Source organism: Streptomyces wedmorensis (assembly GCF_000716445.1).
Lineage (GTDB): Bacteria > Actinomycetota > Actinomycetes > Streptomycetales > Streptomycetaceae > Streptomyces > Streptomyces wedmorensis.
Map to the genome: position 1 here is coordinate 171,862 of NZ_JNWK01000035.1, position 21,085 is coordinate 192,946.

15 protein-coding genes are annotated in these 21,085 nt (G+C 72.4%); 9 read left to right on the plus strand and 6 right to left on the minus strand.

Translation table 11 applies throughout. The annotated features are described in order from the left end of the window. Window positions 1–69 precede the first annotated feature (69 nt). On the plus strand, window positions 70–2,319 hold the full coding sequence (yicI, locus tag OO54_RS25845; RefSeq protein ID WP_033207044.1) for an alpha-xylosidase: 2,250 nt from the start codon (window positions 70–72) through the stop codon (window positions 2,317–2,319). A gap of 163 nt (window positions 2,320–2,482) precedes the next feature. Here yicI and OO54_RS42525 read toward each other — a convergent pair whose 3' ends face one another. After that, window positions 2,483–3,025 (minus strand): RICIN domain-containing protein, encoded by a 543-nt coding sequence (locus OO54_RS42525; RefSeq protein ID WP_051787179.1) that lies wholly within the window; start codon window positions 3,023–3,025, stop codon window positions 2,483–2,485. Between the two features lie 452 nt (window positions 3,026–3,477). On the opposite strand from OO54_RS42525, the gene OO54_RS25855 reads away from it, so the two are divergent. Continuing rightward, window positions 3,478–3,912, plus strand: a complete 435-nt coding sequence (locus OO54_RS25855; RefSeq protein ID WP_033207046.1) for a YdeI/OmpD-associated family protein — start codon at window positions 3,478–3,480, stop codon at window positions 3,910–3,912. A 503-nt stretch (window positions 3,913–4,415) separates the two neighbouring features. Here OO54_RS25855 and OO54_RS25860 read toward each other — a convergent pair. Both OO54_RS25860 and OO54_RS25865 read right to left on the minus strand, forming a co-directional pair. Then, on the minus strand, window positions 4,416–5,240 hold the full coding sequence (locus OO54_RS25860) for an NmrA family NAD(P)-binding protein (protein ID WP_033207048.1): 825 nt from the start codon (window positions 5,238–5,240) through the stop codon (window positions 4,416–4,418). 287 nt (window positions 5,241–5,527) lie between these two features. Further along, window positions 5,528–6,448, minus strand: coding sequence for a YncE family protein (locus tag OO54_RS25865; protein ID WP_033207050.1), 921 nt, complete (start codon window positions 6,446–6,448; stop codon window positions 5,528–5,530). A 509-nt stretch (window positions 6,449–6,957) separates the two neighbouring features. Between OO54_RS25865 and OO54_RS47525 the strand changes: the two genes are divergently transcribed. Next, the gene (locus tag OO54_RS47525; protein ID WP_267888941.1) at window positions 6,958–7,209 is read left to right on the plus strand and encodes a Scr1 family TA system antitoxin-like transcriptional regulator; all 252 of its coding nucleotides are present in this window, start codon (window positions 6,958–6,960) and stop codon (window positions 7,207–7,209) included. On the opposite strand, the gene OO54_RS25870 is transcribed toward OO54_RS47525, so the two are convergent. Beyond that, the gene (locus tag OO54_RS25870) at window positions 7,160–10,015 is read right to left on the minus strand and encodes a glycoside hydrolase family 3 C-terminal domain-containing protein (protein WP_033207051.1); all 2,856 of its coding nucleotides are present in this window, start codon (window positions 10,013–10,015) and stop codon (window positions 7,160–7,162) included. The two genes, OO54_RS47525 and OO54_RS25870, sit on opposite strands and share 50 nt — an antisense overlap. 336 nt (window positions 10,016–10,351) lie before the next feature. Between OO54_RS25870 and OO54_RS25875 the strand changes: the two genes are divergently transcribed. The 5 genes from OO54_RS25875 to OO54_RS25895 all read left to right on the plus strand — a co-directional run bounded on the left by OO54_RS25875 (window position 10,352) and on the right by OO54_RS25895 (window position 18,357). Further along, a complete protein-coding gene (locus OO54_RS25875; protein ID WP_033207053.1) occupies window positions 10,352–12,049 on the plus strand; it encodes an extracellular solute-binding protein in 1,698 nt (565 codons plus the stop codon). 2 nt (window positions 12,050–12,051) lie between these two features. After that, window positions 12,052–13,116, plus strand: a complete 1,065-nt coding sequence (locus OO54_RS25880) for an ABC transporter permease (RefSeq protein ID WP_033207055.1) — start codon at window positions 12,052–12,054, stop codon at window positions 13,114–13,116. Then, a complete protein-coding gene (locus tag OO54_RS25885) occupies window positions 13,113–14,081 on the plus strand; it encodes a carbohydrate ABC transporter permease (protein ID WP_033207057.1) in 969 nt (322 codons plus the stop codon). The genes OO54_RS25880 and OO54_RS25885 overlap by 4 nt, the downstream gene beginning before the upstream one ends. 65 nt (window positions 14,082–14,146) lie before the next feature. Further along, the gene (locus OO54_RS25890) at window positions 14,147–16,162 is read left to right on the plus strand and encodes a beta-galactosidase (protein WP_033207058.1); all 2,016 of its coding nucleotides are present in this window, start codon (window positions 14,147–14,149) and stop codon (window positions 16,160–16,162) included. Further along, on the plus strand, window positions 16,159–18,357 hold the full coding sequence (locus tag OO54_RS25895) for a glycosyl hydrolase family 95 catalytic domain-containing protein (RefSeq protein ID WP_033207059.1): 2,199 nt from the start codon (window positions 16,159–16,161) through the stop codon (window positions 18,355–18,357). Before OO54_RS25890 ends, OO54_RS25895 begins: the two co-directional genes overlap by 4 nt. Before the next feature lie 18 nt (window positions 18,358–18,375). Here OO54_RS25895 and OO54_RS25900 read toward each other — a convergent pair whose 3' ends face one another. Beyond that, on the minus strand, window positions 18,376–19,413 hold the full coding sequence (locus tag OO54_RS25900; protein ID WP_033207060.1) for a LacI family DNA-binding transcriptional regulator: 1,038 nt from the start codon (window positions 19,411–19,413) through the stop codon (window positions 18,376–18,378). Window positions 19,414–19,629: 216 nt separating this feature from the next. On the opposite strand from OO54_RS25900, the gene OO54_RS25905 reads away from it, so the two are divergent. Further along, entirely contained in the window at window positions 19,630–19,971 is a 342-nt protein-coding gene (locus OO54_RS25905; protein ID WP_051787180.1) for an antibiotic biosynthesis monooxygenase family protein, read from the plus strand. Window positions 19,972–20,014: 43 nt separating this feature from the next. Here OO54_RS25905 and OO54_RS25910 read toward each other — a convergent pair whose 3' ends face one another. After that, window positions 20,015–20,980, minus strand: coding sequence for a hypothetical protein (locus OO54_RS25910; protein ID WP_033207061.1), 966 nt, complete (start codon window positions 20,978–20,980; stop codon window positions 20,015–20,017). Window positions 20,981–21,085 lie beyond the last annotated feature (105 nt).

The window sequence follows — 21,085 nt, forward strand, 5'->3', positions numbered from 1 at the left end:
CGTTTTGTTTTCTGGGATAACTATTGGGGGCTCCGTGGAGCCCCTCCGACCCCGTCCCCAAGGACCAGCATGAAGTTCACCGACGGCTTCTGGCTGATGCGCGAGGGTGTCCACGCCTCGTACGCCACCGAAGTCCGCGACCTGCGCACCGAAGTCGACCGCTTCACCGCCCACGCCTCCGTCAAGCGGGTCCTGACCCGCGGCGACACCCTGAACTCGGCCCTCCTGACCGTGGAGTGCCGCGCCCACGCCGAGGGTGTCATCGGGGTCCGCGTCACCCACCACGCCGGAAAGACCCGCCGCGGACCGGACTTCGCCCTCGCGGACGGCGGACCGGCCGCCGGCGCGGTGCGCGAGGACGGACCCGTCGTCGAACTCGCCTCCGGGCCGCTGCGCCTGCGCCTCGACCGCTCGGCGCCCTGGACGCTGCACTTCACGGACGCCGACGGGCGGCCCCTCACCGAGGCCGGCCGCAAGGGCACCGCGTTCGTCACCACCCCCGACGGCGCCCACCACATGGCCGTCCAGCTCGCGCTCGGCGTCGGCGAGCAGATCTACGGCCTCGGCGAACGCTTCACGCCCTTCGTGAAGAACGGCCAGAGCGTCGACATCTGGCAGGCCGACGGCGGCACCAGCAGCGAACAGGCCTACAAGAACATCCCCTTCTACCTCTCCTCCCGCGGCTACGGCGTCTTCGTCGACCACCCGGGACGCGTCTCCTTCGAGGTCGGGTCCGAGGCCGTCGGCCAGGTCCAGTTCAGCGTCGAGGACCAGACCCTGGAGTACCTCGTCGTCGCCGGCCCCACCCCCAAGGAGGTCCTCGCCCGCTACACCGCGCTGACCGGCCGCCCCGCCCTGCCGCCGCCCTGGTCCTTCGGCCTGTGGCTGACGACGTCGTTCACCACCCGGTACGACGAGGCGACCGTCACCTCCTTCGTCGACGGCATGGCCGAGCGCGACATCCCGCTCTCCGTCTTCCACTTCGACTGCTTCTGGATGCGCGAGTACCAGTGGTCGGACTTCCGCTGGGACCCCGGGACCTTCCCCGACCCGGCCGGCATGATCGCCCGCCTCAAGGAACGCGGCCTGCGCGTCGGCCTCTGGATCAACCCCTACATCGCCCAGAAGTCCGAGCTCTTCGCGGAGGGCGCCGAGCGCGGCCTCCTGGTCCGCCGGCCGAACGGCGACATCTGGCAGTGGGACCTCTGGCAGCCCGGCATGGCCCTCGTCGACTTCACGAACCCCGAGGCCAGGACCTGGTTCCAGGACAAGCTGCGCCCCCTGCTCGCCCAGGGCGTCGACTGCTTCAAGACCGACTTCGGCGAGCGCGTCCCGACCGACGTCGTCTGGCACGACGGCTCCGACCCCGCCCGCATGCACAACTACTACGCCCAGCTCTACAACCGGACCGTCTTCGAACTCCTGGAGAAGGAGCGCGGCACCGGCGAGGCCGTCCTCTTCGCCCGCTCCGCGACCGCCGGCGGCCAGCAGTTCCCCGTGCACTGGGGCGGCGACTGCTGGGCCTCCTTCGAGGCCATGGCCGAGTCACTGCGCGGCGGCCTCTCCCTCTCCCTCAGCGGCTTCGGCTTCTGGAGCCACGACATCGGCGGCTTCGAGGGCACCCCCGACCCCGAGGTCTTCACCCGCTGGCTCGCCTTCGGACTCCTCTCCTCGCACAGCAGACTGCACGGCAGCGACTCCTACCGCGTCCCCTGGGAGTTCGGCGACACCGCCGTCGCCGTCGCCCGCCGCTTCACCCGCCTCAAGCACCGCCTCATGCCCTACCTGTACGCCGCCGCCGTCGAGGCCCACACGACGGGCGTCCCCCTCATGCGCCCCATGCTCCTCGAATTCCCCGACGACCCCGCCTGCCGCACCCTCGACCGCCAGTACATGCTCGGCCCCGACCTCCTCGTGGCACCCGTGATGAGCCCCGGCGGCACCGTCGAGGTGTACGTCCCCGAGGGCGCCTGGACCCACCTGCTCACCGGCGAGACGGTCACCGGCCCCGCCTGGCGCCACGAGACCCACGACCTCCACGACCTCCCCCTCTACGTCCGCCCCGGCGCCGTCCTCCCCCTCGCCGCCGACGCCTCCCGCCCCGACGGCGCCTGGCTCGACGGCCTGACCCTCCTGGTGGCCCCCGGAGCCCCACCTGGCACCACGACCACCGTCACGGTCCCGGACCACGGGGGCGCCCCGGCGGCGGTCTACCGGGTGACCCGCACCCCGGACGGCCTGCACGTGGAATCGACGGACACCGAACTTCCCTACGCGGTACGGGCCCTGGGACCCGGAGGCGTCGAGGACGGGAACTGACCTGGGGCACCTCGCGCTCGGCACTGACGGTGCGCTTCTTCGGGACCGCGGATGCGCCCTGCACGAAGAGTGCGCCGGGGACGGGTGTCCATCCGGCGCAACTGACTGTTCATCCGTGTGAACGAGCGGGCGTCGGGCAGCTGCCCGACGCCCGGCCAGGGGTCTACCAGTCCACGGCCTTGATGCCGAACGACTGGTTGGCACCCGTGGTGCACGACCACAGCCGCGCGGGGGCGCCCGCCTGCGTGCTCCAGTCGGCTATTTCCAGGCACTTGTTCGCGGCGTACGAGAAGTCCATGACGAAGTTGAACTGGCCGTGGAAGGTCTGGTTGAGGCCCCAGTGGCAGTCCCACTGGTTCGCGGGCGCACCGTTGTAGCGCGCCCAGCCGCCGATCTCCAGGCACTTGCCGCTGTTGGCGTTCACGTAGTAGTACGCCCCGGGGTCACCCGCGGGGGAGTAGCGGTGCCACTTCTGGTTGTCGCCACCGGTGCAGGGCCACTGGCGGACGGCCGCGCCGTTCGCCTTGCTCCAGTCCGCGACCTCGAGGCACTGGCCGGAGTGCTCCGCGCGGATCTCGACGGTGGCCAGGTAGTAGTCCGGACCGGCTGCCTGGGCCGGAGCGGCCGAGAGGCCGAAGACGATTCCGAGGGAGGCGGCAAGAACAAGCAGTCCGTGCCGGGCACGGACGAACGCGGTGGGCTTCATAGTCCTCTGCAATCGATAGGAGAGATCCGGCGAGCGGCCGGAATCGCCGTTCATGATCACACGAGTATGCCCTGTAAATGATCTTTGGCCCCGTCCGTCGGAGCTCTCAAGCGCCGCGCTTGCCGACCGGGTTGGCGGAACAGGCCCCTCCGCTCCGCGCTCGGCGAGCCCGGAGGAGTGCCCCTGGTCAAAGCCTTCGTCCAGCCCGTCCGGGGCGGGGCCGCCTGCACCCGGACAGCCCACACGCGGAAGCGACGGACACCGAACTCCCCTGCGTGGTGCGGATCCTGGAACCCGGAGGCGCCCAGGACGGGAACTGGCCCACGACGCGGCCGAGATGTGCCGACGGGGCACGGAAGCCCGACGCTACGATCCTCGGGCCCGCCGGTGCCCGGCCGTCGGAGCCGGCGGCCGGGCCCGCGGCGAACCGGCAGACCAACAGGAGGAAGACCATGAAGTTTCTGTCCCACGTCGAGCCGCCCGAGCGCATGCGCGGCCTGGAAGTTCCGCCCGAGGTGGTGGCCGCGCTCGACGGAGGCGCCCGCCCGCCGGTGACGATCACCGTCAACGGCCACTCCTGGAAGAGCAGGATCGCCATCATGCGGGGCCGCCACCTGATCGGCCTCAGCAAAGCCAACCGCGAGGCCGCGGGTGTCGAGACCGGCGAGGAGGTCGAGGTCGAGCTGGAGCTCGACACCGAGCCCCGCGTCGTCGTCGAGCCGCCGGACTTCGCCGCGGCCCTGGACGAAGACCCCTTCATCCGCGCCGCATACGACAGCCTTTCCCACACCCACAAGCGCCGGCACGTGCTCGCCATCGAGAGCGCGAAGGGGGCCGACACGCGCCGACGTCGCATCGAGAAGGCCATCGACACCCTCCGCGGCTGAGCAGGAGAAGCGAGCCCCGGCCGCGTCAGCCACCGCCTCCTCTGCCCGTGCCCCAAGTCGTCACGCGCGCGATCCACTCCACACGGGCGGCGAACGTGGCGCGCCCCGCGGCCACGCCGTGCGCCTCGCATCCGACCCCGCCGGCCCCGGACAGGGCAGCGGGGTCGGCTCCGACTTCCACGCGCACCCGCCGTCCACGCAGCGCGCGGTCACGGTGAACCCGGCCCCCGGCCCGGGGTGCCTGGCCATGCGGTAGACGGGCGTGACGGCCAGGGCTGACGCCGTCACGGCCACTCCCGAGGCAGCATCGACTTCGGCCCGTCGTGCGGTGGTTGAGGATCTCCCCCTGAAATCCGCCGCCGCCGAGCGGCCGTGCGTCCGGAAGGCGGTGGCTCCCGGACGGCTGCGCTGGGTGAAGCCCTGCGAGGACGGTCGGCGGTTGTGTCCCGTACTCCGCTGGACCTGGACGAACCCGTCGCGCGCGATCCGCCACGGGACCCCTGTCAGGGGCGGAAGGCGTCAGCGTGTGCAGCGGCCCATTGGGCGAAGGTCCGCGGCGGACGGCCGACGACTTCCTCGACCGCTGAAGTCACCCTGGCCACGGTCTCGGGGACGGTCGCCCACATGCGCAGCATGAACTCGATGCCCTCCTCGGGCCAGCCCTCGACCCGCCATTGCCGACGTGCCTGATCATCGGTCAGCTCGGTGAACCGGATCTCACGGCCGGTCGCCGCCGCGACGGCGGACACCTTGTCGGCCGGCGTGAGCGCTTCGGGCCCCGACACGATGAGGCTCCTTCCCGCGTGGCCGCCCCCGGTAAGCACGGTAGCGACAACGTCGGCGACATCCGTCTCGTCGGCCGAAGCGGTCCGGCGATTCGCGTACGGCTCGCGGACCTCCCCCGTATTGCGGATGACCTCAGCCCATCCCAACACGTTGGACATGAAGTCGACCGGCCAGACGAACGTCCACTCCAGGCCGCTGTCACGCACGGCTTGCTCCAACTCCCCTTCTTCGCCGGCCGACAAGACCGTCAGCCGCCGTACACCCGCCTCGGCGGCCATCGCCATGATCTGCCGCCCTGTACGCAACGGGGCGTGGTCGTGCCCGGTGGCTCCGAGCAGGTGCACGGCGGAGACTCCGTCGAGAGCCGCTGCCAACGTCTGCGGCTTCGTGAGGTCGCCGCCCACCACTTCGACGTCGTCGGGCAGACCGGTCACCGCAGCTGGGGTACGCGTGAGCGCGCGAACCCTCTGTCCGGCGTGCCGAAGCCGCTCGACCACGTGGCTCCCCAGAGTTCCCGTCGCACCAGTAACCAGAATTGTCACGTCGCTCCTTGCCTGCTGTCTGCTGAGGTGAGCACCGCACTGAGCGGTGGCCGAACCTTCGCGTTGCCTGGCCGCAGACGACAGTAGGCGGCATCTAGGTCAGATTTTGTCCGCGATCTGATCGCCAGCCCTGCCCCTGTCCGTCCCCGCCCTCCTCGTACACCGCGGCGGGCGGTACGGGAACCACCGAGAGCACCACCGACGGCTCCGTGCAGGTCTGTTGTGACCGGGGCGCGGACTCACCCGCGAACCCGTGCGGCCGCTCCCGGCCGCTCGCGCCGGGGCGGCTATCCGCCGGCGAGGTCGATCGCCGAGACGGTGCCGTCGCCCCTGTTGGCGACATAGAGACGATTGCTGTGGGGCTCGACAGCCAAGCCCTCCGGCTTGGATCCGACGGGAATCGCCGCACTGACACTGCTCGACTCCGCATCGATCACCCTCACCGCGCCGTCGGACAGGCTCACGTACGCGTTCCCCTTCGCGTCGACGGCCACGGCGACCGGATGTGAGGCGACGTCGACATCGTGGACCGCGCCGGTCGTCATGTCGATGATCGACACCGTCGTGAAGCCGGAGTCGGCTACGTAGGCACGGCGTCTGGGGGCGTCGATCGAGATGCCGGTGGGTCGGTGACCCACGGGAATCGTCGCCGTGACCTCATCGGCCACGGGATCGATCACCGACACCGTGCCGAGATCCGGTTGCGTCACGTACGCGACGTGCTTCACGGGATCGATCGCGATACCCAAGGGACCCTGGACCTCCATGGCGAAAGGCCAGACGAGGGGAGGGTTGGCGCTCGTGTGGATCGTCGACAACCTCTGCCCTACGTGATGGGTCACGTAGGCACGGCCCGGAAGGTGATCGACGGCCACCCTCACCGTTCCGGGCGGCGGTCCGGAGGGGCCACCCAGGTCGAGGGTCGCGACGGGGTGATTGAACCTGTCGATCACTGACACGGTGCTGCCACCGGCATTGGCCACGAAAACGCCGAACTGTGGATCGGTCGCCACGCTCACCGGCCCGAACCCGACCCCGATGGTGGTGGTCACGGTATTGGTCGTCGATTTGACCACCGACACCGTGCCGCTTCCGCTGTTCGTGACGAACACCTGGTCGTGGACATCCACCGCCACCCCGACCGGGCCGACCCCTACGGGAATGGTGGCCCCGACATGCAGACGTTCGGTGTTGAATGTTTCACTCATGGCTCGACTTACCGCTCGACTTGTCGCGACGGTCAGCCCCGGTGGTGCCGCACTGGTGCCGTCCCCTCGCGAGGCGGAGGGGTGGTGGATCACTGAAGGCGGCGTCGGCGACTCGGAAGTCATCAGCACGGCAGCACCCACTGCAGGGAGTCGTCTCCAGCGCCCTATGACACTCGCCCACTCCCTTCCAGTACACACCCGCTCTGCGAGCCGTGCATTCCGTATGGAACGACCGCACCTCGCCTCCACCTCGCACTGTCCTTAGTCGCACGGGATCACCAGCCACCGCCCTCCCCACCCGCGGGCTCCGTCGTCACCAGCGCGATGCACTCCAGGCACACGGCGAACCTGGTGTGCCCCGTGATCGCCGTGTGCGCCGCGCACCCCATCGCGCCGGCCCCGGGCTGCGGTGTCGGCTCCGACTCCCACGCGCACCCGCCTCCATGCAGCGCGCCGTCATGGTGACCTCGGACTCCGGCCCGGGGTGCCTGGCCATGCGGTAGACCGGAGTGACGGTCACGGCAGACCAGGCCGCGCAGCTCGACCACATCGTCGAATCGGCGGCGCGCCCCTTCACGTTCGTCCAGGTGGCGCCGTTCAGTTTGGGGGAGCGGCGACCGTCCCACATGCCCTTGACGCTCCTGACCTTGGCCGACCGAACCAGCTCGCGGAGGCGCTCCGATGCCGGGCCCTCGGGCTGCGGGGCGAGGGTCAGCCGCGGAAGTCCAGGTGGGCGAGACGTACCGACCCGTGGAGCATGACGCGAAGGTCCGTGACGTCCTGGGCGTCCAAGGGGGCGTTCAGGGTGCGGTACGCGTACGGGCCGCCCGTGTCCGGCACCTCGACGCGGACCGGGCGGCCGGAGGGGAGCGACACCTCGACCGCGCCTTCGCCCGCGACGCCGAGGGCCACCTCGGTGACACCGCCGGCGAAGTCGCAGGAGCGGTACAGGAGGGTGCCGGGGGCGTCCGGTGAGGACGGGGTCACCGCGTCGCCCGAGGTCTTGGTGCGGTCGACGATGACGGTGGCGGACTGGTCGTCGTAGTCGGCGGCCGCGAGGCCTTCGAGGACGACCGGGCGTGGGGCCGGGGTGGGGCCGGCCACTTCGATGCGGACCGTGCGGCGGATGTCCGTACTGGACGGGCCGGCCTGGATCTCGTACGCGCCGGGTTCGACGAGCCAGCGGCCGTGGGCCACGTCCCAGTGGCCGAGGGCGGGCAGGGGCACTTCGAAGGTGAGGGTGGTGGAGGTGCCGGGGGCGAGGTGGGTCCGGTCGTGGGCGACGAGGGCGCGGTGGGGGCGGGGGACGGAGGGGGCGACGGCGCGGGCGTAGATCTGGAGCACCTCGTCCGAGGCGACGGGGCCGGTGTTGGTGACGGTGCAGGAGACGTGGACCGTGGGTCCGTCGACGGCGGCGGTCAGTTCGTCGTAGCCGAAGGTCGTGTACGTCAGGCCGTGGCCGAAGGGGAAGAGCGGCGTCCCGTCGAAGTAGAGGTAGGTCTGGCGTCCGCCGATGACGTCGTAGTCGAGCATGTCGGGCAGGTCGTCGTCGGAGGCGTACCAGGTCTGGGGGAGTCGGCCGGCGGGGGAGACGTCGCCGGCGAGGACGCGGGCGAGGGCCGTGCCCGCCGCCTGGCCGCCGTGGGCGGTCCAGAGGAGCGCGGGAAGCGTCGCCGCCGCTTCGGGGACGGCGTACGGGTAGGCAGAGGAGAGGACGAGGACCGTCCGGGGGTTGGCGGCGTGTGCGGCCCGCCACAGGCGGTCCTGGTGGGCGGGGAGGGCGAGCGTCGTACGGTCCTCGGTCTCGCGGCCGTTGAGGTGCGGGTCGTTGCCGGCGACGACCACGACCACGTCGGCCGCGGCGGCGGCGCGGGTGACCGCGTCCTCGCCCCGCTCGACCGTCTCGACCGTGAACGTCTCGGCGGTTGTGCGATCGGCGGCAACCTTCACGCCCGCGGCGGCGACAGAGACGTAGCCCCCCGTCCCGAGGTGCACAAGGAGGTGCCCGTCCCCATGGGATTCGAGCCGGAACGTCTCCTGGACGACCCAGCCGCCGGGCTCGTCCGCCGAGGCGCGGACGAGGCCGTCCTCGGCGACCGAGAGGTAGCGGCCGTCGGGGGCGCGCAGCGTCAGCACACCGTCGCCCCAGTCGACGAGGGCGAGTTCGGAGCCCTCCGCGTCGGCGGTCAGCGGTGGCAGGTCGGTGCGGCCGGCGACGAGTGCCGGGTCGAGGGCGGCCCCGGTGTCCGGTACGAGCTCCGCGTCCCCGGCGTCGGGGACCCGCAGCCGGGTGCCGGACGCGGTACGGAGACGGATGCGGTCCACGCCCTCGGCGAAGGTGACGCGGTAGGCGCCGAAGCGCTCCCGGAGACCGTCGAGCGGGGACGAGCGGTGGAGCAGCGCGCCGCTGTACCAGTCCAGTTTGCAGGCGTCGCCGAGGAGGCCGACCACCGCGATCCGGCCTCCGTCGTCGGCGAGCGGGAGCAGCGGTCCGGTGCCGGGCGCCGGTTGGTTCCTGAGCAGGACGATCGCCGCCTCCGCGGCTTCGCGGGCCAGCCCGCGGTGCTCGGGGGTGTCGAAGCGGTCCTCGTCGGCGTACGGGCCGGAGTCAGGGTCGAACTCGCCGAGCAGGCACCGCATGGTCAACTGCCGCCGTACCGCCCGGTCCACGTCCTCGTGGTCGATCAGTCCGCGCTCCAGGGCCCCGCGCAGCCGGCCCAGGATGATCGAGGCGTCCGTGCCGTGGTCGGTGAAGGAGTCGACGCCGGCGCGCAGTGCCGCCGCCACGGCCTCCTCGTGGGTGGCGAAGTAGGCCTGGGAGTCGGCCAGGTTGGACGGCGCGCCCGCGTCGGAGCAGACGAGCAGCTCCTGGTCCGTCCAGTCGCGCAACTCCGTCTCCAGGTACGGGGAGAGGTGGTTCGGGCGGCCGTTGACCAGGTTGTACGCGGGCATCACCCCGGCGACAGCGCCGGCCTCGACGGCGCCCCGGAAGGCCCGCAGGTCGTACTCGTGCAGCACGCGTGGCCGGACGGAGGCCGACGAGGTGTCGCGCGCGGCCTCGTTGTTGTGCGCGAGCCAGTGCTTGAGGACGGGCGCGGTGCGCCAGTACAGGGGGTGGTCGCCGCGCAGCCCGCGGGTGAAGGCGGTGGCGATCACGGACGTGAGGTGGGGGTCTTCCGAGTAGCCCTCCTCGCCGCGTCCCCACAGCGGGTTGCGGAGCAGGTTCACCGTCGGGGCCCACACGTTGAGGCCGACCCGGTCGTCCTTGGCGCGCATCGCGCGCGCTTCGCGGGACACCGCCTCGCCTACCCGGCGCACGAGGTCGGGGTGCCAGGTCGCGCCGAGTCCGACGGCCTGCGGGAAGACGGTGGCCGGGCCCATCCAGGCGACGCCGTGCAGGGCCTCCTGGCCGGTGCGGAAGGTGGCGAGGCCGAGGCGCTCGACGCCGGGCGTGAACTGGTGGAGGAGGGCGAGGCGTTCGTCGGGGGTGAGGCGGTGGAGGAGGTCGTCGACGCGCCGGGCGACGGGGAGGTCGGGGTCACGGAAGGGCGGCCGGTCTGCGGTCACGTGCGGATCCCTAGGCAGAGGAGGGAGGAAGGTTTTCGAAGCGCTTCGATGCTGCGTGGGCGGGCAGTGGGTGTCAAGGCGTGCATGCGGCCCACTTCCCTTATGCGCAGGGGGTCTTGGCGGGCTGTCGAAGCGGCCCGAAGGCCGAGAATCTCGGGAACGGCTCTTGCCGCGCCTGTGACGGTCACTTAACCTCGCAGCAATGTCGAAGCGCTTCGACTCGACGGTCGACGGCGCCCGGGGCTTCGCCCCGCCGGATCCATCTCCACCACCGCAGCCGGCCGGCGACCCCTCGGTCGCCGTATGCCCTGGCGCGTGCCATGAAGGGTTGACGCAATGACGCCGAACGCCGTCTCCACGGGCTCCCGGAGATCCGCCCCGAGCCGGAGGAGCTTCCTCACGGCCACCGCCGTCGCAGCCGCGGTGGCCGGCGGCGTACCGCTGCTCTCGGCCTGCGGCGGCGGCGAGGACACCGGGAAGAAGGACGGCACCACCACCGGCAAGGACGCCGCGAAGATCCTTCCCACGTTCGTCGCGGGCACCGTCGTCACCCCCGACATCACCCCGAGGAACGGCTCGGCCGCCGGCTTCACCCGCGCCATCCCGAGCGCGGAACTCAAGGCGTCGGTGCCGGTCAGGAAGGGCAAGGGCACCGCCCTCACCGTCATGGCGCCGCTCTGGGGCACTCCGCCGGCCCCCGGCAACCCGTACTACAAGGCCATGAACGAGGCCATCGGCACGGACGTCACCTGGCAGAACCAGGACGGCAACGTCTACGACCAGAAGCTGGGCGCCGTCCTCGCCTCCAGCGAGATCCCCGACGTCGTCGTCATCCCCGGCTGGAACCTCGGCGGCAAGATCCCGACCGCCATCAACGCCAAGTTCGAGGACCTCGGCCCGTACCTCTCCGGCGACAAGGTCAAGGCGTACCCCAACCTCGCGGCGATCCCCACCGACGCCTGGCAGCGCTCCATCTTCGGCGGCAAGCTCCGCGGCCTGCCCATGCCGGCCTCCTACGTCACCAACATCGCGCCCTTCTACCGCAAGGACCTCTTCGACGCGAAGGGCTGGCGACTCCCCGAGAGCGCCGACGAGTTCCTCGCCCTCGCCAAGGAGATCACCAGCGCCAAGGCGAAGGTGTGGGCCTGCGGCGACATGACCTGGACCGCGTACAACATGTTCGGCGTGCTCCCCGGCAGCGACAAGGCGCTGGGCTGGCACCTCGTCGACGGCAAGTTGGTCAACCGCATCGAGACGCCGGAGTACCTCGAAGCCCTGGAGTGGACCCGCAAGCTCTTCGACTCCGGCGTCGTCCACCCCGACGAGAAGGCCCAGAACCAGGGGGACACGGGCAACCGCTTCACCGCCGGCCAGGTCCTGATCTACAACAACGACCTCTCCCACTGGTACGCCAAGACCTCCGAACAGGCCGCCCAGAACCCGACGTTCGCCATGGCCGCGATGGACATCCCCGGCCACGCCGGCGGCACCCCGAAGCTGTGGGCCACCAACCCCGCCAACATCTGGGCCTTCGTGCGGAAGGGCAGCTCCAAGGCGGTCGTCGAGGACGTCCTCGCCATCGCCGACTTCACGGCCGCCCCCTACGGCACCAAGGAACGCATGCTCACCGACTACGGGGTCGAGGGCGTCCACCACACCGTCAAGGACGGCCTGCCCGTCAAGAACGACGCCGGCAACCTGGAGGTCAACAGCTCCTGGATGTTCGTCGCCAGCCCCGCCCCCTACGTCGCCCACCCCGACACCCCCGAGGTCACGAAGGCCATGGTCGAGTGGCAGCAGCGGATGGGCGCCGTCACGAGCAAGTCGTCCTTCTACGGCATGACCGTCACCGAGCCGTCCCGGTGGACCGGCCTCATGAACGACTTCGAGCAGCTGGAGAAGGACATCGTCCGCGGCCGCAAGAAGGTCTCCGACATGCAGCAGGCCGTCTCCGAGTGGAAGGGCAAGGGCGGCGACCAGCTGCGCGACTGGTACCGGAAGCTCCTGGACACCACCGGCTCCGCGGCGAGCTGACCGTGACCACGCTCGACACCGAGACGGCGGACCCGGCCGCGGAGCCCGGCGCGCACCGCGGCGGGCTCCGCCGCCGTGCCCGCCGCCCGGGACCCGACGGCGCCCGGGGCCGCGACCGCCGCCCGGACCACCGGACCGGGAGGATCCCCCTCGGCCGGCGCTTCCGGCGCGACCGCACGCTCCTCCTCATGACCGTGCCGGCGCTCCTGCTCGTCCTGGTCTTCAACTACATCCCGATCCTCGGGAACGTGGTCGCCTTCCAGGACTACGACCCGTACGTGTCCACCAACGGCGTCACCGCCATGCTCGAGAGCCCCTGGGTCGGCCTCGCCCAGTTCGAACGCGTCCTCTCCGACCCCGGGTTCCGGCACGCCGTCGAGAACACCTTCGTCCTCTTCCTCCTCCAGCTCCTCCTCTTCTTCCCGATCCCCATCGCCCTCGCCCTGCTCGTCAACAGCGTGCTGCGGCCCCGGGTCAGGGCCGTCGTCCAGGCCGTCCTGTACCTGCCGCACTTCTTCTCGTGGGTGCTCGTCGTCACCGTCTTCCAGCAGATCCTCGGCGGCGCGGGCATCATCGCCCAGACCCTCAGGGAACACGGCCACGAGGGCTTCGACCTCATGACCGACCCGGAGGTCTTCAAGTTCCTCGTCACCGCCGAGGGCATCTGGAAGGACGCCGGCTGGGGCGTCATCGTCTTCCTCGCCGCGCTCGCCGCCGTCGACCAGGACCTGTACGAGGCCGCCGCCATGGACGGCGCCGGCCGGTGGCGCCGCATGTGGCACGTCACCCTGCCCGCGCTGCGGCCGGTCATCGCGCTGCTCCTCGTGCTGCGCGTCGGCGACGCGCTGACCGTCGGCTTCGAACAGCTGCTGCTCCAGCGCGACGCCGTCGGCCCCGGGGCGGCCGAAGTCCTCGACACCTTCGTGTGGTGGACCGGTCTGCGCAGCCAGGACTTCAGCTACGCGGCCGCAGCCGGACTCATCAAGGGAGTCGTCGGCCTCGTGCTGGTGCTCTCGGCGAACAAGGCCGCCCACCTGATGGGCGAGCAGGGGGTGTACCGCAAGTGACACAGCGCACCACGGCCCGGCCCGAGGGCCGGCGGCCGGGACCAGGGCGGCCACGGCGGGCCGCCGGCCGGTGGTCGGCACCCGCCCGCCCCGTCTGGGAGGAGCCGCCCGGCCGGGCCGGACTCGCCGCCAAGGGCACCCTGCTCGTCCTGGCCTGCCTCGCCGTCCTGTTCCCGCTCTGGATCGTCGTCGTCACGAGCCTCTCGTCGAAGAAGACGATCACGGAGACCGGCGGCCTGGTGATCGTCCCCCGGGACCTCACCTTCGTCGCCTACCAGGAGCTGCTCGGCGGCGGCCAGGTCACCCGGGCCGCGATCGTCAGCGTCCTGGTGACCGTCACCGGCACCCTCTTCTCGATGACGGTGTCCGTCCTCTGCGCGTACGGCCTCTCCCGGACCGGCTCGCTCGGCCACCGCTTCATCCTGCTCGCCCTGATGGCCACCATGTTCTTCGGCGCCGGCCTCATCCCCACGTACCTCCTCGTGCAGACCCTCGGCCTCACCGACACGTACCTCGCGCTGATCCTGCCGAGCGCGGTGAGCGTCTTCAACATCCTCGTGCTGCGCGGCTTCTTCATGGGCATCTCGCCCGAACTCGTCGACAGCGCGCGCATCGACGGTGCCGGCGACCTGCGCATCCTCTGGCGGATCGTGATGCCGCTGTCCAGGGCGGTGATCGCGGTCATCACCCTCTTCTACGCGGTGGGCTACTGGAGCGCCTGGTTCAACGCCTCCATCTACCTCGGCGACCAGAACATGATGCCGCTGCAGAACGTGCTCATCCAGCTCGTGCAGAAGCAGGAGATCCCGGTCGGCCTCGGCCAGGCGGTGAAGGCCGGGAACCTCTCCGGCCTCGCCGTCCAGATGGCCGTCATGGTCCTCGCGCTGCTGCCCGTCGCCGTCCTCTCGCCCTTCGTCCAGAAGCACTTCAGGAAGGGCATGCTCACCGGCGCCGTCAAGGGCTGAGCGCCGTCAAGGCCTGAGCGCCCTCAACGGCAGCCCCGAAGTCCCCACCCCCTACGGAGAGTCAGATGCCGAGCCTCGACGACGTGACCCGGCCGCCCGGCCGGCCGCCCCGCATCCTCTACGGCGGCGACTGGAACCCCGAGCAGTGGCCCGAGGAGACCTGGGCCGAGGACGTCCGGCTCATGCGCCGCGCCGGCGTCGGCACCGTCACCCTCGGCGTCTTCTCCTGGTCCCGGATCGAACCCGCCCCGGGCGCGCGCGAGTTCGACTGGCTGGACCGGCTGATGGACCTGACGCACGACCACGGCATCGGAGTCGTCCTGGCCACGCCCACCTCCTCGCCACCGCCGTGGATGGGGCGGCTCCACCCGGAGACCCTGCCCCGGGACGAGGACGGCCGCACCGAGTGGTGGGGCTCGCGCCAGCACTTCTCGCACTCCAGCGAGGTCTACCGGCGCCACGCGGCGGCCATCACCGAGGACCTCGCCGCCCGCTACGCCGGACACCCCGCCCTGACCATGTGGCACATCAACAACGAGTACTGCACCCACGACTGGGGCGACGAGGCGGCCCGCACCTTCCGCCGCTGGCTCCGCGAGCGCCACGGCACCCTCGACGCCCTCAACACCGCCTGGGGCACCGACTTCTGGGGCCAGCGGTACGGCGACTGGGCCGAGGTCCTGCCACCGCGCCGCGCCCACTACCTGAGGAACCCGGCGCACGTCCTCGACTTCCGCCGCTACACCTCGGACCTGCTCCTGGAGTGCTACCGCGCCGAACGCGACATCGTCCGCCGCCACACCCCGCACCTCCCCGTGACGACCAACCTCATGCCCTTCTGGTCCGGTCAGGACGGCTGGGCCTGGGCGGCGGAGGAGGACGTCGTCTCCGTCGACGTCTACCCCGACCCCCGGGACCCGCACGGCGGCCAGTACAACGCGATGATCGGCGACCTCACCCGCTCCGAGGCCGGCGGCCGGCCGTGGATGGTGATGGAACAGGCCGCCGGAGCCGTCAACTGGCGGGGCGTCAACCACCCCAAGCCGTACGGGCTCAACCGCCTCTGGGCACTCCAGTCCGTCGCCCACGGCGCCGACGCCGTCTGCTACTTCCAGTGGCGCCAGTCCCGCCAGGGCGCGGAGAAGTTCCACTCCGGCATGCTCGGCCACGCCGGCGAACGCGGCCGCGTCTTCCAGGAGACCGTCCGCGTCGGCGAGGACCTCGCCCGGCTCGGCCCCCGTGTCGCCGGCAGCCGCGTCACCGCCGACATCGCCGTCCTCCACGACTGGAACTCCTGGTGGGCCGGCGACCAGGAAGGCGCGCTCTCCCGCCGCGTCGACCACGCCGAACTCGTCCGCGCCTGGCACCGCGCCCTCTTCGACGCCCACCTCCCCGCCTCGTTCGCCCACCCCCACCACGACCTCACCGGCCACCGGCTCGTCCTCGTCCCGCACCTCTACCTCCTCGACGACACCGCGATCGAGAACCTCACCGCGTACGTCCGCGGCGGCGGCACCCTCGTCTGCGGCTTCCTCACCGGAGTCGCCGACCAGGACGACCGCGTCAGGCCCGGCGGCGTCGACGTCCGGCTCCGCGCCCTCCTCGGCATCGATCTCCTGCACGAGTGGTGGCCGCTCGACGAGGGCGAGCACGTCGACTGCGGCACCTTCCGGGGCACCCTGTGGTCCGAGGAACTCACCCCAGCCGACGGCGCGGAGACCCTCGCCGCCTACCGGGGCGGAGACCTCGACGGCCTGCCCGCCGTCCTCCGCAACGGCCGCACCCGCTACCTCTCCACCCTCCCCGAGCCCGCCGCCCTGAGCGAGCTGCTCGCCGCCGCCGCGCGCGAGGCCGGCGTACGGCCCGTCCTCGACGGCCTGCCCGCGCGCGTCGAGGCCGTCCGTCGCGGCGGGCTGCTCTTCCTCCTCCACCACGGCCGCGACCCGGTCACCGTTCCGCTGCCCGGCCGCCACCGCGACCTGCTCACCTCCGCCGTGTTCGAGGGGAAGCTGACGCTGGAGCGGTACGGGGTCGCCGTCCTGGAGGAGCACGCCGCCGACGCCCCGGAGGAACACCCGTGATCCACGGCACCTGGGAACCCGCGCCCGCCGCCCGCTGGGAGGACGCCTTCCTCGCCGGGAACGGCCGACACGGCGCCCTCGTCCACGGCGACCCCGAGGACGACCGGGTGACCGTCACCCACCACACCCTCGTACGCCCGGACGGCGGGTCGGCCGACACCGCCCCGCCCCGGCTCGCCTCCCGGCTCCCCGCCCTCCAGGACGCCCTGCTCGCCGGGGACGCCACCGCCGCCGAGACGTTCACGGACGGCCGGCCGCTGCGCTGGGTCCAGCCCTTCCACCCGGGCTTCCGCACCCGCGTCCGGCGGACACCAGGCGCCCCCGCCCTCCCGGTCCGCCGGTCCGTCGACTTCACCACCGGGGTCGTCACCGGCGTCTGCGGGGAGCGGCGCAGCGAGGTCTTCGTCTCCCGCGCCGACGACGTGATCGCGCAGTACGTGACCGCGCCCGGCCCCTCCGTCGAGGTCGACCTCGACCACCGGCTGCCCGGCGCCCCCGCGGACCTCGCGATCGGCCGGGGCGTCACCAGCGCCCGCCGCGAGACCGTCCTCACCCTCCGCGCCCGCTACCCGGACAGTCCTCTCGGCTACACAGGCCTCACCCTCCTCGTCACCGACACCGGCCGCACCACCGTCACCGCGTCCGGCGTCCGGATCGAGGGCGCCGGACGGCTGCTCATGCTCACCCGCGTCCGACGCCACGAGGGGAGGATCGACCCGGAGGGGGACGCGGAGGCGCTGAGGGCCCTCGCAGCCGGCGACGGGGCGGACCCCGCCGCCGTCCACGCCCGGCTGCTCGCCCGGCACACCGCCCTGCACGGCGCCGCCTACCGGCGCGTCGCCCTCGACCTCGGCGCGGACGAGGCCGAGCGGGCGCTCCCCGGCTCCGAGCTCCTCCGGCGCCCCCGGAGCCCCGCCCTCCTCGAACGCCTCTTCGCGGCGGGCCGCTACCACCTGCTCTCCTCCTCCGGGATGCTGCCGCCCCGGCTCCCCGGGCTCTGGACGGGGGACTGGGACACCGCCTGGTCCGGGGCGTTCACCACCAACGCGAACCTGAACCTGCAGACCGCGTCCGCCGTCGCCGCCGACCTGCCCGAGGTGACGGAGGCCCACGCGGCACTCGTCGAAGGGCAGGTGGCCGGGTGGCGGGAGAACGCACGGGCGATCTTCGGTGCCCGGGGCATCGTCGCGCCGTCCCACACGGACGGCACGACGGGGCACACGTACCACTTCAGCCGCGAGTACCCCCTGCACCTGTGGACCGCGGGCGCCGACTGGCTGCTCAAGCCCCTCATCGACCACGAGGAGGCGACCGGCCGCCGCTCCGCACGGACCTCCGCGCTGCTGGCCGAACTCGCCGCCTTCTACGAGGACTTCCTCACCCGGACCGGCCCCGACGGCCGGATCGCGATCGTCCCCTCGTACTCCCCGGAGAACCGGCCGACCGGCGGGAGCTGGGGCGCGGTCAACGCCACCATGGACATCGCCGCCGCCCGGCACGCCCTGCACGCCGCCGCCGACCGCGCGCCGGCCGCCGACGCCGCCCGCCTGCGCAGGCTCGCCGACCGCCTCCCGCCCTACCGCGTCAACGACGACGGAGCGCTCGCCGAATGGGCCTGGCCCGGTCTGGGAGACCGGTACGAGCACCGGCACCTCAGCCACCTCTATCCCGTCTGGCCGCTGGACGAGATCGACCCGTACGACACCCCCGTCCTCGCCCGGGCCGCCCGCCGCGCCCTGGAACTGCGCGGCAGCGAGAACGACTCCGCCCACGGACACCTCCACCACGGCCTGGTCGCCGCCCGCCTCGGGGACGCCGCACGCACCGAGGACGCCCTCGACCGGATCCTCACCGGCGACTACTTCCACGACTCCCTGATGAGCGCGCACTACCCGGCCCGCGACGTCTACAACGCCGACGCCGCGCACGCCCTGCCCGCCCTGCTGATCGAGGCCCTCCTGCGGTCGACGCCGGGGCGGCTCGTCCTGCTGCCCGCACCGCCGGCCCGCTGCCCGGCCGGCCGGATCACCGGCCTGCGGACCCGGTTCGGCGCCCGCGTCGACCTGAGCTGGTCACCGGGGGCGTACCGTGCGGTCCTCCACCCCGACCGCGACGCCGACATCGAGGTGCGGAGCCCGGCGGGAACGACCCGGCTGGTCCTGCGGAAGGGAGAGGAGAACGTCATCCGCTCATGAAGCGGCGGGCCGGCCCCGTCACGCCCCGGGCGTGCGGGGCGGAGGCGGAGGGCCGGAGCTGTCCCGCACGGTGAGGACGGGGGTGAGGAGCTCGACGCCGGCGGCCCCCTCGCCGTCGGGCCGGCCGGTGAGGCGGGCGATCAGACGCTCGACCGCCCGGCGGCCCAGCTCCTGCGCGGGGATGGCCACCGAGGTGAGGGGCACGGAGGCCTGGGCGGCGATCTGGTCGGCGCAGACCGCGACCACCGAGACGTCCTCCGGTACGGCGCGCCCGGTCCGCCGCAGCAGGGCGAGCAGCGGCTCCACGGCCGTCTCGTTCTGGACCACGAACGCGCTGACGTGCGGCCGCTCGTCGAGGATCCTGGCGAGCACCCCGGCGACGGCGTCGTGACTGCCCTCGCACGGCCGGTGCAGCATCCGGACCTCCCGTTCGGCGGCCCGGGACCGCAGTCCGCTCAGCGTCCGCTCGGCGAAGCCCGTGTGCCGCGCGTACACGCCGGGGGACTCGCCGATGACCGCGATCTCGCGGTGTCCGAGCCCGGCCAGGTGGTCCACGCACAGCGCGCCGGCTGCCCGGAAGTCCAGGTCGACGCAGTTCAGCCCGGCCGGATCGGCGGGCAGGCCGACCAGGACGGCCGGCGGCCCCGCCGTACGCAGCACGGGCAGACGGCCGTCGTCGAGCTGGACGTCCATCAGGATCACCGCCTCGGCGAGCCCGCTCCCGGTCACCCGGCGCAGCGCCGACGGGCCCTCCTCGCCGGTGAGCAGCAGCACGTCGTAGCCGTGGGCCCGGGCGGTGGTGGCGACGGCGACCGCGATCTCCAGCATCACCGGCACGTACATGTCGGTGCGCAGCGGCACCATCAGCGCGATGATCCGCGAACGGCTGCTGGCCAACGCCCGTGCGCCCGCGTGCGGTTGGTAGCCGAGTTGTTCGATGCTCGCCGTCACCCGCCGCCGGGTGACGGCGGAGATGGGCCGCTTGCCGCTGAGGACATAGCTCACCGTGCTGGCCGACACTCCGGCGTGCCGGGCGACCTCGGCGAGGGTGACCATCCGCTCTCTCCTGCGGGCCGTGACGGGGTGAATCGCTTCGACGCGGCTCGTCGAATGATCGTTACGGCGACCCGATCCGACCGTAACGCGGGGGAGTTGACGTGTCCAGACCGGTGGCGGGGAAAGTCGAAGCGCTTCGACGACGCATCGTCGAACGTCATGCACCGAACCGTTCAGTCTTGACAATGAACTGGTCGGTGTAGTCCAGTCCTTCCCATGGCGGCACGGGCCGCCGACGGTGACGAGGGAGGCGGAGAGATGTTCGCGGTGGTGTACCGGTGGCGAGTGCGTCCCGGCCGGGAGCAGTCGCTCATCGACGGCTGGCACCGGGTGACCCAGGCGATCCACCAGGAGTGCGGCAGCTACGGCTCCCGGCTCCACCGGGCGGACGACGGCACCTGGGTGGCGTACGCCCGCTGGCCCGACCGGGAGACGCGGGAGAAGTGCGCGACCCCCGACCCCGAGGGCGAGGCGATGATGCGCGAGGCGATCGCCGAGTACTTCCCGGAGACGCGCCTCGCCATCGTCGACGACCTGCTGGCCGAGCCGGTCGCCTGACCCGCCGCCGGAGACCTGCCGGCAGCGGCTGAGGCCGGCGGTGTCAGGGGGCGTCGACCGGGAAGCGGACGAGCGGACCCGGGTCCCGCGAGCCGAGCGGGGACATGCCGTCGTCCGCGCCGTGCCGGGCGAGCAGGTCGAGGACGAGCCGGCCGCGCCGGACGCGCTCACGGGCGCTCGCGAGGGCGTGCTCGCGCAGGTGGGCGCCGTACGGGTAGATCCCGGCCGCCCTGCTCAGGCCGAACTTCAGGTACAGCGGCGCGCCCCGCCGGATCAGCTCGGCCGCCTCGTACATGCGGACGTAGCCGCCGAGGTCGTCCGGCGCCTCGACGTACAGGTCCATCGGGGCCCGGCTGACCCGCCGGATCTCGGTGAGGTGGGCGAGGGTCAGGTCGGAGGGCACGTTGAGCGAGTCGGCGCCGAGCCGCTCGTGCACGGCGAACGCGGCCGGATTGACCGGACCGATCAGCGCGGACACCTTGAACGTCGTGTCGGCCGGCAACACCCCCTCGGCGCGCAGCCGATGCAGCGTCCAGAGCACCCCCTCGTCGGCGACGAGCAGGCACCGCACGCCCGACTGGGCGGCGCGCAGGGCGTCCTCCACGCAGCCGGCGAGCCCGTCGTGACCCCGGGCCCGCAGCCCCCCGCCGCCGGAGTCGGTGCGGGTGGCGGCGCCGGTGTCCCACGTGCCGCGGGGGCCGGTGAACAGGCAGAGCTCGACGGCCCGTTCGGCGCAGGCGGCGACCATCTCGGCGATCTCGCCGTCGGTCAGCATCCACACGCCGCTGCCCTGGCTCACCCGGTGCACGGGCACGTCGAGCCGCTCGCTCTCCGCCAGGACCGCCGCCAGCACCTCCGGGCCCTCCACGGAGGGGACCTCGGTGCGCCACAGGCCGCCGTCGGGGAAGGAGTGCGGAGAGGCGTCGTCGGGATCTGCGGCCGGAACGGGGTGGCCGATGCGGCGCAGCGCGTCGCCGCCGGGACGTCGGGGAGCCGGGCGGAGGGTCATCGGAATCCTCTGTTCGGTGGGTCGGACGCGGTACGGGGAGGGGGCGCGCGGGAGTCCGGGCGTGGGACGTGCGGGAGTCCGGGGTGGGGGCGCGGGAGTCCGGGC